14 protein-coding genes, 4 tRNA genes and 1 pseudogene are annotated in these 14,604 nt (G+C 74.5%); 9 read left to right on the forward strand and 10 right to left on the reverse strand.

The annotated features are described in order from the left end of the window. Window positions 1–552, forward strand: a pseudogene (locus CTKZ_RS21675) (glycosyl hydrolase); the annotation flags it as partial. Window positions 553–608: 56 nt separating this feature from the next. Here CTKZ_RS21675 and CTKZ_RS15850 read toward each other — a convergent pair. Further along, window positions 609–694, reverse strand: a tRNA-Leu gene (locus CTKZ_RS15850). 81 nt (window positions 695–775) lie between these two features. Continuing rightward, window positions 776–1,243 (reverse strand): thioredoxin-dependent thiol peroxidase, encoded by a 468-nt coding sequence (gene bcp, locus CTKZ_RS15855; protein ID WP_124343852.1) that lies wholly within the window; start codon window positions 1,241–1,243, stop codon window positions 776–778. Window positions 1,244–1,373: 130 nt separating this feature from the next. Between bcp and CTKZ_RS15860 the strand changes: the two genes are divergently transcribed. The 3 genes from CTKZ_RS15860 (at window position 1,374) to CTKZ_RS15870 (ending at window position 2,138) form a co-directional block, all read left to right on the forward strand. Then, a complete protein-coding gene (locus CTKZ_RS15860) occupies window positions 1,374–1,670 on the forward strand; it encodes a GroES family chaperonin (protein WP_124343865.1) in 297 nt (98 codons plus the stop codon). 100 nt (window positions 1,671–1,770) lie between these two features. Beyond that, window positions 1,771–1,986 carry a hypothetical protein gene (locus CTKZ_RS15865; RefSeq protein WP_124343853.1) on the forward strand — a complete coding sequence of 72 codons (216 nt, stop codon included), beginning with the start codon at window positions 1,771–1,773 and terminating at the stop codon, window positions 1,984–1,986. A 76-nt stretch (window positions 1,987–2,062) separates the two neighbouring features. Then, window positions 2,063–2,138 (forward strand) — tRNA-Lys (locus CTKZ_RS15870). Between the two features lie 995 nt (window positions 2,139–3,133). On the opposite strand, the gene gad is transcribed toward CTKZ_RS15870, so the two are convergent. After that, window positions 3,134–4,555: a glutamate decarboxylase gene (gad, locus tag CTKZ_RS15880; protein ID WP_160142916.1), complete on the reverse strand. Its 1,422-nt coding sequence runs from the start codon at window positions 4,553–4,555 to the stop codon at window positions 3,134–3,136. A 162-nt stretch (window positions 4,556–4,717) separates the two neighbouring features. Between gad and CTKZ_RS15885 the strand changes: the two genes are divergently transcribed. After that, window positions 4,718–6,196, forward strand: a complete 1,479-nt coding sequence (locus CTKZ_RS15885; RefSeq protein WP_124343855.1) for a dihydrolipoyl dehydrogenase family protein — start codon at window positions 4,718–4,720, stop codon at window positions 6,194–6,196. 184 nt (window positions 6,197–6,380) lie between these two features. On the opposite strand, the gene CTKZ_RS15890 is transcribed toward CTKZ_RS15885, so the two are convergent. The 3 genes from CTKZ_RS15890 to CTKZ_RS15900 form a co-directional block, all read right to left on the reverse strand. Beyond that, entirely contained in the window at window positions 6,381–7,385 is a 1,005-nt protein-coding gene (locus CTKZ_RS15890; protein ID WP_124343856.1) for a glycine betaine ABC transporter substrate-binding protein, read from the reverse strand. Window positions 7,386–7,455: 70 nt separating this feature from the next. Continuing rightward, complete coding sequence (locus CTKZ_RS15895; RefSeq protein WP_124343857.1) at window positions 7,456–8,241, reverse strand: ABC transporter permease; 786 nt, start codon at window positions 8,239–8,241, stop codon at window positions 7,456–7,458. Window positions 8,242–8,251: 10 nt separating this feature from the next. Then, window positions 8,252–8,926: an ABC transporter permease gene (locus CTKZ_RS15900; protein ID WP_124343858.1), complete on the reverse strand. Its 675-nt coding sequence runs from the start codon at window positions 8,924–8,926 to the stop codon at window positions 8,252–8,254. Window positions 8,927–9,057: 131 nt separating this feature from the next. Between CTKZ_RS15900 and CTKZ_RS15905 the strand changes: the two genes are divergently transcribed. The 3 genes from CTKZ_RS15905 (at window position 9,058) to CTKZ_RS15915 (ending at window position 11,296) form a co-directional block, all read left to right on the forward strand. Next, window positions 9,058–10,191 (forward strand): ABC transporter ATP-binding protein, encoded by a 1,134-nt coding sequence (locus CTKZ_RS15905; protein WP_124343859.1) that lies wholly within the window; start codon window positions 9,058–9,060, stop codon window positions 10,189–10,191. Continuing rightward, window positions 10,188–11,117, forward strand: a complete 930-nt coding sequence (locus CTKZ_RS15910; RefSeq protein WP_124343860.1) for an ATP-grasp domain-containing protein — start codon at window positions 10,188–10,190, stop codon at window positions 11,115–11,117. The genes CTKZ_RS15905 and CTKZ_RS15910 overlap by 4 nt, the downstream gene beginning before the upstream one ends. A gap of 103 nt (window positions 11,118–11,220) precedes the next feature. After that, window positions 11,221–11,296 (forward strand) — tRNA-His (locus tag CTKZ_RS15915). Between the two features lie 92 nt (window positions 11,297–11,388). On the opposite strand, the gene orn is transcribed toward CTKZ_RS15915, so the two are convergent. The 4 genes from orn to CTKZ_RS15935 all read right to left on the reverse strand — a co-directional run bounded on the left by orn (window position 11,389) and on the right by CTKZ_RS15935 (window position 13,277). Beyond that, on the reverse strand, window positions 11,389–12,069 hold the full coding sequence (gene orn, locus CTKZ_RS15920) for an oligoribonuclease (RefSeq protein WP_124343861.1): 681 nt from the start codon (window positions 12,067–12,069) through the stop codon (window positions 11,389–11,391). A gap of 61 nt (window positions 12,070–12,130) precedes the next feature. Then, window positions 12,131–12,391 (reverse strand): hypothetical protein, encoded by a 261-nt coding sequence (locus CTKZ_RS15925; protein WP_124343862.1) that lies wholly within the window; start codon window positions 12,389–12,391, stop codon window positions 12,131–12,133. 258 nt (window positions 12,392–12,649) lie between these two features. After that, window positions 12,650–12,859 carry a hypothetical protein gene (locus CTKZ_RS15930; protein ID WP_124343863.1) on the reverse strand — a complete coding sequence of 70 codons (210 nt, stop codon included), beginning with the start codon at window positions 12,857–12,859 and terminating at the stop codon, window positions 12,650–12,652. 342 nt (window positions 12,860–13,201) lie between these two features. After that, window positions 13,202–13,277, reverse strand: a tRNA-Arg gene (locus CTKZ_RS15935). Between the two features lie 163 nt (window positions 13,278–13,440). Here CTKZ_RS15935 and CTKZ_RS15940 point away from each other — a divergent pair. Beyond that, a partial coding sequence (locus CTKZ_RS15940) for a dynamin family protein (RefSeq protein WP_124343864.1) occupies window positions 13,441–14,604 on the forward strand: 1,164 nt, incomplete at its 3' end.

The following is a 14,604-nucleotide window of genomic DNA, read 5'->3' on the forward strand; positions in this document are numbered from 1 at the left end:
CCCACCCCGACGGTCACGCCCACGCCGAAGCCGACGCCGACGCCGACGCCGACGCCGACGGTGCCGCCCTCGGACGCGTCGACGCTCTACCTCGACGGCGACGGCGGGCTCGTGACCGGCCCGGTGACGTCACCGGCGACGGTGACGGTCCCGCGCGCCGCGGGCATCGACACCGCCACCGAGCCGGCCGACGCGGTCGTCGCGACGATCGAGGGGGTCAGCGGCAGCCCGACGACCGCGGGGACGCGGTTCGACCTCGCGCTCGACGCGGGCGGCGTCGTCGGGAACGGCACGCGCGTGTCGGTCTCGTACGACCTGACGGGCGACGGCACGTGGGACCGCGTCGAGGTCTACCGGTACTTCGCGACCGACCCCGTGCCGGGCGTCGAGCGGTACACCGAGTCCGTCGGCGCGGAGCGCGTCACGGGCACGCTCGGCCGGATGACCAACGGCACGGTGCGCGTCGCGGTGTGGAACGCGATCGGGTCGGGCACGTCGACGGTCCGTCTCGCCGACTCGGTGGTCCGCCTGCCGCTGCGCGCCGCGAGCTGACGCCGGACGCACCACGGCCCGGCACCGGGATCTTCCCCGGTGCCGGGCCGTCGTCGTGGTGCGGGAGACGGGACTCGAACCCGCACGCCCTCTCGGGCACCAGGACCTAAACCTGGCGTGGCTACCGTTTCACCACTCCCGCGCGCCGAGTGTGGCACACCCGCCGCGCGCGTCCCGGGGGTCGCCGGGCGGGCGCGCGGCCCGGTGCCCCGGTCGGCGGTCGTCAGGCGATCTTCAGGTCCCGGCGCAGCTTCGCGACGTGCCCGGTCGCCTTGACGTTGTACTGCGCGAGCTCGACCTTGCCCTCGGGGTCGACGACGACCGTCGAACGGATCACTCCGGTCACGGTCTTGCCGTAGAGCGACTTCTCGCCCCACGCGCCCCACGCCTCGAGCACGGCCCGCTCGGTGTCCGACGCGAGCGGGAACGTCAGGTGCTCCGCCTCGGCGAACGCCGCGAGCTTGTCGACCGAGTCGGGGGAGACGCCGACGACCTTGTACCCGGCACCCTGCAGCGACGCGAGCGAGTCGCGGAAGTCGCACGCCTGCGTCGTGCAGCCGGGCGTCATCGCGGCCGGGTAGAAGTACACGACGACGTGCTCGCCGCGCAGGTCGGACAGCGTGACGCTGCCGCCGTCCGCGGTGGGCAGCGTGAAGTCGGGGGCGAGGTCGCCGACGGCGAGACGAGGCACGAGGACGCTCCGGTGGTCGCAGGGGAGGCGTCGGCCGGTCGACGCCGCGGTCAGCCTACGTCGCGCGCAGGGTAGCGTCGTGCGGGTGACCGCTCCCGCTCCCGACGCCCGTGCCGGGCTGCCGATCCGCATGCTCAACGACCGCCTCCTCGTGTCCGTCGACGGCGACCCCGCCGAGCGCCGGTCGTCCGCGGGCATCGTCATCCCGGCGACCGCGGCGGTCGGCAAGCGGCTCGCGTGGGCGTCGGTCGTGGCGGTCGGCCAGCACGTGCGCCAGGTCGAGCTGGGAGACCGCGTCCTGTTCGACCCCGAGGACCGCGCCGAGGTCGAGCTGGCGGGCGCGACGTACCTGCTGCTGCGCGAGAAGGACGTGCACGCGGTCGCGACCGACCGTGGCTCCGGTGAGGGCACCGGTCTGTACCTGTGACGATCCTGCGGAACCAGGACACCGACCTTGCACGACGCGGTCACGTGGTGTGCCATGGAGACAGCCGGACGCCTGACCAAGGAACACCCAGGAGCCCCCGATGAGCGACGACACCCCCGAGACCCTCGCCGTGCCCGACGCCGAGCGTGTCCGCGAGCTGCTCGAGGCGCACGTCCCGCTCACCCTCATCGCCGACCTGACGGCCGCCGAGGCCGTGCCGTCGCAGGAGATCCTCGAGAAGGAGGGCCTGCCGGAGGAGGAGTGGTGGCAGCCGGAGAACGGCACCCCGCAGGCGAGCGGGGACGGCCGTTCCTGACGTCGCGTGACGGTCGTCACGCCGGCCGGATCCGATTGGCTTCCCAGGCCGGACGGCTGCTAACGTTCTCAACCGCGCGCCATTAGCTCAATTGGCAGAGCAGCTGACTCTTAATCAGCGGGTTCGGGGTTCGAGTCCCTGATGGCGCACCAGCACGAAGGCCCTTCACCGCACGGTCGGTGAGGGGCCTTCGTCGTGCGGGACGGGTGCGCTCGGGGCCGCTGCGGGGTGCGGTCGCGCGCCGACTCGACCGGCAGCAGCACGGCCCCGCCGAGGAAGCACACCGCGCCGACGAACGTCCCGGCGTTGACGAGCGCGACGTTCGCCATCTCGTCCGTGCCGTGAAGGTACCGGGCCGCGACGGCGGCGACGCCGAACGCGACCGAGCCGGCCATGTTGAGCCCCGCGATCGTCCACCCCACCGACCGGTCGGGGCGGGGGAGCACGCCGCGGTTGACCTCCGCGTACGCGAACCAGCTCGCGACGAGGAAGCACACGGACCCGAGCACGTCAGGTGCCCACACGAGCGTCTTGTCGCCCGCGACCGCGAGACCCGTGCGGGTCGCGCTGAACGTGCTGACGTTGAACAGCACCGTGCCGACCAGCTGCACGGCGGACGCCCACAGGTCGATGCGGTCCGCCCGGAAGCCCACGAGCGCCGCGAGCCGGCTGCGTGGTGGCGCGGTCGCGAGGACGTCCCGCGGTGCGCGCGCCGCCTCGTCGTACTGCAGGTACGCGGCGCTCGTGAAGAACACCGACCCGACCGCGAACGTCCACGCCGTGACGGCCGGTGCGACGGCCTCGACGTACGCCGGCACGGACCCGAGCGCGAAGCACACCGAGCCGATCGCGAAGAGCGCGCCGATCCACCAGCTCCACGCGTCGGCCCCGTGGCGTCTCCCCGTGTCCGCCGGTGCCGGGGCGAGGGCCACGCCGGTCGGGGTCGGGGCCGTGGCAGGGCCCGCGAGACCCGGTGCCGCCGCTGCGCGTGCCCGCAGACCCAGTCCTTTGCGGTGCCGCCGCGACGTCCACTCCACCTCGGCGCCGTCCGGACGCCGCAGGACGGCATGCGTGACGAACGGACCCGGACCGCGGGTGTCGACCGCGGTCCAGCCGTCCGGCAGGTCGGGCAGCGCCGAGGTGCGCGTCACGCCCGCAGACCGGTGCGGGCCTTCGCGTGCGCGGCGGCCTTGTCGGGTGCGGTCCAGACGTCCGGCTTGGGGGCGGGACGGGCGGTGGGCTGCTCGGCGGCGAGCGACTCCCAGGCGTGGTCGAGGTCGCGCAGGAGCATCTCGATCATCGTCCGGCTGAGGTCGAGCCGGACGACGACGCGCATGAGGTGCACGTCCTGCGCGTCGGCCGGGAGGCTGTAGGCGGGCACGATCCAGCCGTTCTCCCGCAGCCGGGCGGACAGGTGGTAGACGTCGAAGCCCGGGTCGTCCTTGAGGCGGAACGTCACGACCGGCTCGGCGAGCCCCGGGTTGAGGATCTCGAACCGGCCCGAGGCCTTGAGCGCCTCGTTGAGGTGGCGCGCGTTGGCCAGCATGGTCTCGACGATCGCGGTGTACCCGTCCCGGCCGAGCCGCAGGAAGTTGTACATCTGCGCCTGGATCATCGCGGACCCGCGCGAGAAGTTGAACGTGTACGTCGGCTGCGCCCCGCCCAGGTAGTTGACGCTGAACACCAGGTCCTCGGGCAGCCGCGACGCGTCGCGGAAGATCAGCCAGCCGACGCCGGGGTACACGAGCCCGTACTTGTGCCCCGACGCGTTGATCGACGCCACCTGCTCGAGGCGGAAGTCCCACCGCAGGTCCGGCTCGGCGAACGGGGCCACGAACGCACCGCTCGCGCCGTCGACGTGCAGGGGGATGTCCCAGCCCCGCTCGGCCTTGATCCGCACGAGCAGGTCGTTGATCTCCTCGATCGGGTCGGCCTCGCCGATGTGCGTCGTCCCCAGCACCGCACCCACCGCGATGGTGTTCTCGTCGACCTGCGCCTCGACGTCCGCCGCGCTCAGCACGTAGCGGTCGGGCCGCATGGGGATCTTGCGCATCTCGACGTCGAAGTAGTTGGCGAACTTGTCCCACACGACGTGGGTCTCGGCGCCGAACACCACGTTCGGCCGGTCCGTGGGACGGCCCGCCGCGAGCTGCCGGTGCCGCCAGGCGCGCTTGTGGGCGAGCAGCCCGAGCATGATCGCCTCGGACGACCCGATCGTCGCGACACCCACGACCTTCGCCGGGTCCGGCGCGTGGAAGAGGTCGCCCAGCATGTGCACGCAGGCCTCCTCGACGAGCGACGCCGCCGGGTACTCCTCGTGGTCGATGTGGTTCTTGCGCAGCGAGTCGTGGATGAGCTGCTCGGCCTGCGGCTCCATCCACGTCGTCACGAACGACGCGAGGTTGAGCGTCTCGCGCCCGTCGAGCATCAGCCCGGTGTGCAGGAGCTCGTAGACCTCGTCGGAGCCGAGGCCGTGCTCGGGGAACCTGGACCTGTCGAACTGCTCGCGGAAGCTCGGTCGCCCGTGGATCGGTCCGAGCGCACCACTACCCTGGGATGTCTCGCTCACGTCGCCCCTCCGTCGTCGACGCCGGGAGCTCACGGCTGGTTGCCGTCTCCGGCGGACCCTCGGTGCGAACGTAGCAGCGCGGTCCGGACGAAAGCACCCAGGACGGACACGCCGACGACCCCGCAACCTGCGGACGGGGCCGCGGGCCGCCACGATGGGGCGATGCCGAGTCAGCAGGAGTTCGACGTCGTGGTGGTGGGCGGCGGCGCGGTCGGGGAGAACGTCGCCGACCGTGCGAGCCGCACCGGGTTGAGCGTGGCGCTCGTGGAGCACGCGCTCGTCGGGGGCGAGTGCTCCTACTGGGCGTGCATGCCGTCCAAGGTGCTGCTGCGCGCGGGCGCGGTCCTCGCAGCGGCGCGTGGCGTGCCCGGCGCGAAGGACGCCGTCGCGGACGCCACGGTGGACGCCGCAGCGGTGCTCGCGCGGCGCGACGAGATCGTGCACCACTGGGACGACTCCAGCCAGGTGTCCTGGGTCGAGTCGGTCGGGCTCACGCTGCTGCGCGGCCACGCGCGGCTCACCGGTCCGCGCACCCTGCTCGTCTCGGGCGAGACCGAGACCGAGGTACGCGCGCGGCACGCGGTCGTGCTCGCGACCGGGTCGGAGCCCGTCGTGCCCGACGTCCCCGGGCTGGCCGATGCGGGATTCTGGACGAGCCGCGAGGCGACCGCCGCCCGCGAGGTCCCGGCGCGGCTCGCGGTGCTCGGCGGCGGTGTCGTCGGCGTCGAGATGGCGCGCGCCTACGCGGACCTCGGCTCCGAGGTGACGATCGTCGTGCGGGGCGGCCGGCTGCTCGGCAACGCCGAGCCGTTCGCGGGCGAGGCCGTGGCCGACGACCTGCGCGCCGCCGGCGTGCGCGTCCTGCTGCACGCCGAGACGACGGCGGTCCGGCGCGACGACGGCGGCGTGCACCTCGAGATCGGCGCGGCCTCGGGCGGCCCGCACCCCGACGCGAGCGTCGTGCACGCGTCCGAGGTGCTCGTCGCGACCGGGCGCCGACCCCGCACCGGGCAGCTCGGTCTCGAGACCGTCGGCCTCACGCCCGGGGAGCAGCTGCACGTCGACGACGCGCTGCAGGTCGTCGGCGTCGACGACGGCTGGCTGTTCGCGGCGGGCGACGTGACCGGCCGCACCGCGACCACGCACCAGGGCAAGTACGACGCGCGGGTCGTGGGCGACGTCGTCGCCGCGCGCTTCCACCCGGACGGCGCCGACGCGGACGGCGGACCGCGCGCCGAACGGGACGCAGCGCCGTGGACCCGCTACCGCGCGACGGCCGACGTGGCCGCCGTCCCGCAGGTCGTGTTCAGCCGGCCCGAGGTCGCGTGGGTCGGCCGCACGGAGGCGCAGGCGCGCCGCGACGGGATCGACGTGCGGGTCCTGCGGTACGACCTCGCGGATGTCGCGGGTGCGTCGGTCGCCTCCGCGGACTACCCGGGCGCCGCGCAGCTCGTCGTCGACCAGGCGCGCGGCGTGGTCGTGGGCGCGACGTTCGTAGGCCCCGACGCCGCGGAGATGCTGCACGCCGCGACGATCGCCGTCGTCGGCGAGGTCCCGCTCGACCGCCTGTGGCACGCCGTGCCGTCGTACCCGACGGTCTCCGAGGTGTGGCTGCGGCTCCTCGAGGCCGCGGGCCTCTGACGAGGCGGTCGCACCCGACGACGGTCCGACGACGACGGCCGCGCGACGACGGTCCGACGACGACGGCCGCGCGACGACGGCCCCGCGACGATGCCCGCGCGGCGACGGTCATGCGACGACGGCCCCGTCGGCGGCGGGCTGAGCCGCTCGCCGACAGGGCCGTCGTCGCGTGGGTCGTGCGGGATCAGTCGGTCGCGAGCGAGCCGTCGCTCGACAGCACGAGGCCGATCGCCGCGTCACCCTGGCGCACCGCGGCGCCGATCAGGCCGAAGTCGTACGACTTGAACTCGCCGATCTCCATGCCGTACGTCTCCTCGAGACCCGGCTGGCAGAACGGGCGCTCGGGGCACTCGGGCGGGCCGGCGAGGACGAGCCCGCCGCACGCCTCGGCGAGCTCGCTCAGCGTGGTGACCTCGTGCTCGTCGGCGAAGGCCTTCGTCACGGCGAACGCGTTCTGGTCCTGCGCGGCCGACGGCTTGCCGACGGCCAGGCCCGACTGCTCCGCGAGGGGAGTGAGCGCTGCGACGGTCTCGTCGACGTCGTCGCTCGACACCGACGGTGCGTCGGCACCGTTGACCTTGGCGTTGAGGAAGTCGGCGAGGGTCGCCGCGTACTCGGGCACCGTCGACAGCGTGCCGTCGACGAGCGCCGGCAGGTACGTGTCGCGGTTGCCGATCGTGCGGACCTCGACCTGGTAGCCGGCGGACCGCAGCACCTCGCCGTAGATCTCGGCGAGGGTCGCGCTCTCGGAGAAGTTCGCGGCGCCCACGACGAGGGACTGGCCCGCGCCCGCGGACGCGTCGCTCGCGGCGAGGCCCTCGTCGGCGACGAACTCCTTCGCGACCTCGCTCGACGTGCGGCGGTCGATGTCGACCGCCTTGTTGAGGTCGATGAGCTTGTCGGTGTCGAGCGCGGCGGACACGCTGTCGAGCAGCTCGATCACCGCGGGGCTCTGCTGCGCCACGCCCGCGTTGACCGCGGGGATCACGTTGTCGGCGTTCTGCAGGCCCTGGTCGTCCTCGAGGACGACGAGCTGCTCACCCGCGACGGGGTCGCAGACGGCCTTGCCGGAGGTCCCCGACGACGTGGGGTCGGCCTCGCCGCCCCCTGAGCCGGGCGTGCCGCACGCGCCGAGCACGAGCACGGCGGTGGCGAGGATCGCGAGACGGGCGGGACGGGTCGTGCGCATGGCGGTCTCCTGACGTCTGTTGACGACGGTCACGGGTGGGTGCCCCCGCTGGTCGAGGGTGCGGAGCGGGTCATCTCGAGGGGGCTGGTTCATTGGACAGGTCGGGGGTGGCGGCGGCAAGCGGGGCAGCGGGACCGTGGTCCGCGTCACGTGGTCGTCCGCGTCGGGTCCGGGTCGGCCGTGCGGCGCGGTCGCGGGACCGCAGGCCGGCGGGCGTGACCGCGCGCTGCGCGAGCGCGAGCAGCCCCTCGGCGACGAGGCACAGCGCCGCGACGAGCAGCCCGCCCGCGAGCACCTGCCCGTAGCGCTGCGTGCCGAACCCGGTGACGACGATCGTGCCGAGGCTCCGCCCGCCCACGAGCGCCGCGAGCGGCACGGTCGCGAGCACCTGGACGGCCCCGGTGCGGACGCCTGCGGCGAGGAGCGGCACGGCGAGCGGGAGCTCCACGGCCCAGAGCCGCCGCGTGCCCGACATGCCGACCCCGCGCGCGGCGTCCCGGACGCCCGGGTCGACCTCGCCGAGGCCCGTCACGGCACCGGACAGCAGGGGCGGCACCGCGAACACCGCGCACGCGATGACCGTCGCGGGGTTGCCGAACAGGCCGCTCGCGGCGAGCAGCGTGAGCAGGGCGAGCGTCGGCAGCGCGCGCGTGGTGTTCGCGACGACCACGCCGACGGTCGCGCCGCGCCCGCGGTGCCCGAGCCACAGCCCCACGGGGAGCGCGACGACCGCTGCGAGGAGCACCGCCTGCACCGACACCACGACGTGCGCCCACGTGAGCGCGAGCACGCCGTTGCGGCCCGTCCAGTTGAGCGGGTCGTTGAGCCAGGCGAACGCCTCGGCCAGGATCTCCACGCGTCGCCCCTCAGACCGGCCGTGCCGTGCGCGCCCACGGCGTGACGAGCCGCCCCACGCCGGCCAGGACGAGGTCGCACACGAGGGCCAGCAGCAGGCACAGCACCGTCGCCGTCATGATCTCGGCGTGGTAGTTGGAGCGGAAGCCCCGGAACATCAGCTGCCCGAGCCCGCCGTAGCCGACGACGACCCCGACGGTCACGAGCGCGACGGTCGTGACCGTCGCCAGCCGCAGGCCCGCGACGATGCTGGGCAGCGCGTTCGGCAGCTCGACGGTCAGCAGCAGCCGCGCCCGCCCGTAGCCCATGCCCCGCGCGGCGTCACGCACCGCGGGGTCGACGCCCTCGAGCCCGACGACGACGTTGCGCGTGAGCACGAGCAGCGCGTACACGACGAGCCCGATGAGGACGGTCGTGCGCTCGATGCCCGTGTAGGGCGCGAGGACCGCGAACAGCGCGAGCGAGGGGATCGTGTAGAGCACGCCCGCGACGCCGAGCACCGGACCCGCCCAGCGTGGGCGCACGTGCGCCCACGCACCCAGGGGGAGCGCGACGAGAGAGGCGAGGACGACAGCCTGGACGGTGAGGGACGCGTGCTGCCCGAGCGCACCGAGGACGTCGTCGGCGTTGCGCTGCAGGTACTCCCACGAGAACCACGGGTTGTCGGGCTGTGCTGCTGACAGCATCCGCCGACGGTAACCGCGACCACCGACAGGCGCACCCGGCGTCCGGTGCGCGACCGCTGCGCCGACCTGTGCCGACCTGCGCCGACGCCCGGGGGAGGCGGGCGTCGGACCTGGGCAGTAGCGTCCGGGGGGTGGTCCAGCCCGCCATCGCGTTCGAGCACGTGCGCAAGGAGTACCCCGCCGCCCACGGCCGCGGCGGTGCCGCCGTCGACGACCTCTCCCTCGACGTCCGGCCGGGGGAGGTGCTGGTCCTGGTCGGACCGAGCGGCTGCGGCAAGTCGACGACGCTGCGGATGGCCAACCGGCTCGTCGAGCCGACGTCGGGGCGCATCCTGCTCGAGGGCGACGACGTCACGCACGCCGACCCCGTCGCCCTGCGGCGGCGCATCGGCTACGTGATCCAGGACGTCGGCCTGTTCCCGCACCGCACCGTCGCGCAGAACGTCGCGACCGTCCCGCGCCTGCTCGGCTGGGACCGCCGCCGCACCGCGGCCCGCGTCGACGAGCTGCTCGCCCTGGTCGGCCTCGACCCGGCGAAGTACGCGCGCCGTTACCCGCACGAGCTCTCGGGCGGCGAGCGGCAGCGGATCGGCGTGGCGCGTGCGCTCGCGACCGACCCGCCCGTGCTGCTCATGGACGAGCCGTTCGGCGCGGTCGACCCCGTCGGTCGTCGCCGCCTCCAGACCGAGTTCGCACGCATCCAGCGCGAGGTCGGCACGACGGTGATGCTCGTCACGCACGACATCGACGAGGCGGTCAGGATGGGCGACCGCGTCGCCGTGCTGTCCGCGGGTGCGCACGTCGAGCAGCTCGCGTCGCCCCTCGACGTCGTCGCGCGGCCCGCGACCGACGCCGTGGCGGACCTCGTCGGACGCGGCCGGCTGGCCCGGCTGCTGGCCCTGGGCACGCTCGCGCAGGCGGACCTCGACGCGCCTCCGGTCGACCCCCCGGGCGGGGTCGACCCAGCCCGGCTCACGAAGGACGCCACCAGGGGCGCCGGACGCGGTGCGTCGGTCGCGGTCGGCGACGAGCTCGGCGACGTGCTCGCGACGATCCTGGCCACCCCCGACGCCGGGGCCGAGAGCCGCGTGCCGGTGCGGGACGGCGACCGCGTGGTCGGGTCGGCGTCCGTCGCGACGGTCCTGCGCGCCCTGCGGCGGGTCACGGACGAGGCTCCGGCCGACGAGACCGGCACCGACCGCGTGCCGGACGGGTCCGCCGACGCGGCGACGGGCGGCGACCCCGTCGGTACGCTGCCGACGTGACCACGCCCACGACAGCCCGGCTCGCCATCGCGACCTGCTCCGCGCTCCCGGACCTGGACCCCGACGACCAGCCGCTGCGCGAGGCGCTGCTCGCGCGAGGCGTCGCGACCGACGTCGTCGTCTGGGACGACCCGACGGTCGACTGGTCCACCTACTCGCACGTGCTGATCCGCTCGACGTGGGACTACACCGAGCGGCCGCGTCTGTTCACCGAGTGGACGCGCCGCGTCGGCCGGTCGAGCGTGCTGCTCAACCCCGCCGACGTCGTCGTCTGGAACATCGACAAGACGTACCTGCGCGACCTCGAGCAGCGCGGCCTGCCGATCGTCCCGACGATCTGGCTCGACCCCGAGCGCAACTTCGACGCCCGCGCGATCCACACCCGGTTCCCGGCCTTCGGCGACTTCGTCGTCAAGCCCACCGTGAGCGCCGGCTCGCGCGACACCGGCCGCTACCAGGCCGACGAGACGCCGTCCCGCGCGCTCGCCATCCGGCACGCCAAGAACCTGCTCGGCGTCGGGCGGCACGTGATGATCCAGCGCTACCTCAAGCAGGTCGACACCGTCGGCGAGACGGCGCTGGTCTACGTCGACGGGAAGTTCAGCCACGCGGTCCGCAAGGGCGCGCTGCTCGAGGGGCCGTACCGCGAGGGCGAGACCGACGGCGTGCTGTACCGCCGCGAGGTCATGTCGGCGCGCGAGGCGAGCGACGCCGAGCGCGAGCTCGGGGACGGCGTGGTCGCGGCGCTGGGGGAGATCTTCCCGGAGCACGGCAACCCGCTGCTGTACGCGCGCGTCGACCTCATCCCCGACGACGCGGGCCGGCCCGTGGTGCTCGAGGTCGAGCTGACCGAGCCGTCGTTCTTCTTCGGCTACGCGCCCGGGTCGGTCGACGTGTTCGCCGACGCGCTGGTCCGCCGGCTCTGAATCGGGTTCCGGACCACCCTCCGGCACCCGGTACACTTCTCGTCGGCCCTGACGTTCGCGTCGGGACCGGTCCGTGGGTACCACCACCTGCGGGCGGATCGTGGTGGCTATAGCTCAGGTGGTAGAGCACCTGGTTGTGGTCCAGGGGGTCGCGGGTTCAAGTCCCGTTAGCCACCCCAAGCACGAAGGGCGTCGACGGTTCCCGTCGGCGCCCTTCGTCGTTCCCGGCGGCAGCCCACCCGCACACCCGTCGGGCGCGCGGGTGCCCCCGTCAGCCGTCGGTGGTCGCGCCCTTGACCGACGTGGCGACGACCTGCGCGGCGATCTGCCGGGCCGTCGCGGAGTCGGGTCCCGGCTGCGCCGGGAGGAGGGCCGCGCGGTAGTAGCGGAGCTCGTCGATCGACTCGAGGATGTCGGCGAGCGCCCGGTGCCCGCCGTTCTTGCGCGGCGACGCGAAGTACACGCGCGGGTACCAGCGGCGTGCGAGCTCCTTGATCGACGACACGTCGATGACGCGGTAGTGCAGGTGCGCGACCAGCTCGGGCATGTCGCGGTCGAGGAACGTCTTGTCGGTGCCGACCGAGTTGCCCGCGAGGGGTGCCTTCGACGGCTCGGGCACCCACGTGCGCACGTAGTCGAGCACCTGCGCCTGCGCGTCCTCGAGCGTCGTGCCCGCCGCGAGCTCGTCGAGCAGGCCGGACGTCGTGTGCATCGCGCGCACGAAGTCGTTCATCTGCGCGAGCGCCGCGTCGGGCGGCCGGACGACGACGTCCACGCCACCACCGAGGACCCGCAGCTCGGAGTCCGTCACGACGGCGGCGACCTCGACGAGCGCGTCGGCGCCGAGGTCGAGCCCCGTCATCTCGCAGTCGATCCAGACGATGCGCTCGGCGCTCTCGTGCCCGTTGGAGGTCGTGGCGGGGGACGTCGCGGGGGTCGGCGTGCTGGTCACCGGGCCAGCCTACGGGGGGAGGGCCGCCGACCGGCGAACCCGCGCGAAGCGGGCGCGCGCGTCAGCGCCGGGCGTCGTGGCCCGGGTGCGGCGGCGGGACGGTCGAGGCGAGCGCCCCGGCGACGAGCACGAGCACGGCGACGCCGCCGACGCACCACCACGTCGTCGTCCAGCCGACGCCCGCCCAGCGGAGCACCGCCAGCGTCGCGGCACCCGCGCCGGCGGCGATGAGGAGCCGTTCGAGCCACCGGACCAGGAACGCCCGCACGCGCGCGCCGCGCGTCGGCCGGGCGGGTCCGTCGCCCGTCGTGTGCCGCCCCATCAGCGCGCCTCGCAGGTGCGGTGGCGGGCGGCGGCGGGCGGCATGGCGCACATGGTGGCACGACCGACCGGTGCGGGAGGCCACCGTCCTCCGCCAGGGTGAGGGGTCCCCCGCGGTCGCCGGCGCAGGGGCGGAAGCCGGCCGACGACGTCCGCTGGAGAGGATCCCTCCGCCTCCGCACCGGCGTGAGGGCCGCAGGGTCCGGGACATGACCGAGGCCGGCACCCCGGGTGGGGCACCGGCCTCGGTGCGGCGGCGTCAGCGGGCGACGGCGCCGGAGTAGCTGCCGGCGAACAGGCCGGCGAGGAGCAGGGGAAGCGCGACGCGCTCCGTATGCGGCGGACGCCTCGTGGCGTCGGACGCGTGTCTCTCGGCGGTGACGCGGGCACGCGCTCGGGCGATCGTCGCCTCCTCGAGGCGGCGGGCGTTCTCCTGGCGGGCGAGCTCGTGGGTCATGGTGGGGTGCACGGTGGGCTCCTCGGGCGCGACGACGGGACCGTCGCCGGTGGGTGGGTGTGGGTCATGTGGGCATGACGAAGCCGGGCCCTGATGGCCCGGTCGTCGGTGGATCAAGGACACCGAACCACGGCCCAGATACGCATGTCACACGGTTTTCTCGCGGGGTCCGCGCCCGTCCTGACGGGCCGTGCGGAGCGCTCCGACGCGCTCGCAGGACCTCGACGGTGGTCGTCCGCGCGCTCACGCGCATGCTCGTCGAGCTGACGTGCATCGAGCGGGGCGGCGTGACCCTCGGGACGCGGTCCCCCCTGCGCTGAGCGTGGACGCGGGACGGCGGACGTCGCGACCCTGTGGCGCCCCCGGCAGGACTCGAACCTGCAACCGACGGATTAGAAGGCCGTTGCTCTATCCGTTGAGCTACGGGGGCCAGCGGGGTCTCAGCCTAGTGTTCACGCCGCCCCACGAGCGTCCCGGCCGGCTCCCGGAGGGCGCCGCACGAGGGCTGCACAACCCGCATCCGGTCAGGATCGGGGCACGCCTCACAGCGTGGCGCGTTTGTCCAGGTCAGATCGCGCCACGACAATGAGCGCGTGAGCGCGCAGCCCGGCACCGTCCCCGCGCCGCCGGCGCAGGGGTCGCACGCGGCGCCGCCCAGCCGTGCGCGGCACGCGGCGAGCGACCCGCGCGAGGTCCTCGCGCGTCCCCTCGCGGCGACCTCGCTGCTCGACGCCGTCAAGGACCTGCGCCGCGACGTCGAGCGCACCGGCTTCCCGCTGGACCTCGACGGCACCGCGTCGGCGCGGGCGTCGCGCGCCCGGCTGGTCGACCAGCTGGCCGAGCACCTGGTGCCGCGCCTGACGGAGCTGTCCGCGCCCGCGGTCGTCGTCGTGTCCGGCTCGACCGGTGCCGGCAAGTCGACGCTCGTGAACTCGCTCGTCGGACGCGAGGTCAGCGAGGCGGGCGTGCTGCGGCCGACGACGCGTCGTCCCGTCCTCGTGCACCACCCGCTCGACCACGAGCTGCTGTCGCACCACCCCGTGCTCGAGCTCGTCGAGGTCGTCGCCGACGAGGCCGTGCCGCGCGGCATCGCCCTGCTCGACGCGCCCGACCTGGACTCGGTGCTCGACTCGAACCGCGAGCAGGCGCACCGGCTGCTCGAGGCCGCTGACCTGTGGCTCTTCGTCACGACCGCCGCCCGGTACGGCGACGCGCTGCCGTGGCGCGTCCTCGAGGCGGCCGTCGAGCGTGGCACGTCGATCGCGATGGTGCTCAACCGCGTCCCGCCCGCGTCGCTGCCGACGGTCCGCGGCGACCTGCTCGACCGGCTGCGCACGCACGGGCTCGAGGGGTCGCCGCTGTTCGTGGTCCCGGACCTCGGGCCGCACGAAGGGCTGCTGTCGCCCGGCGTCGTCGCGCCCGTGCAGCGCTGGCTCATGATGCTCGCGGGGCCCGACCGGGCGCGGACCGTCGTCGGGCGCACGCTGCGCGGGTCGCTGTCCGCGCTGCGGCCCTGGGTCGACGAGCTCGCCGAGGCCGTCCAGGCGCAGTCCGACGCCGCCGCGCGGATCGCCCGCACGCTCGACGACGCGCTCGACGCGCCGACCCGCCAGGCGGTCGCGTCGCTGCGGCAGGGTGCCGTCGCGGACGGTGCGGTGCGCGCCCGCTGGGCCGAGCTGACCGCGGACGGGGCGCCGCTCGCGTCCGTGCTGCGCGCGTCGGGTCGCGTCACCGGGTCGTCGCGCGAGGGCCGTGCA

The sequence above is a fragment of the Cellulomonas algicola genome (genome assembly GCF_003851725.1).
Lineage (GTDB): Bacteria > Actinomycetota > Actinomycetes > Actinomycetales > Cellulomonadaceae > Cellulomonas > Cellulomonas algicola.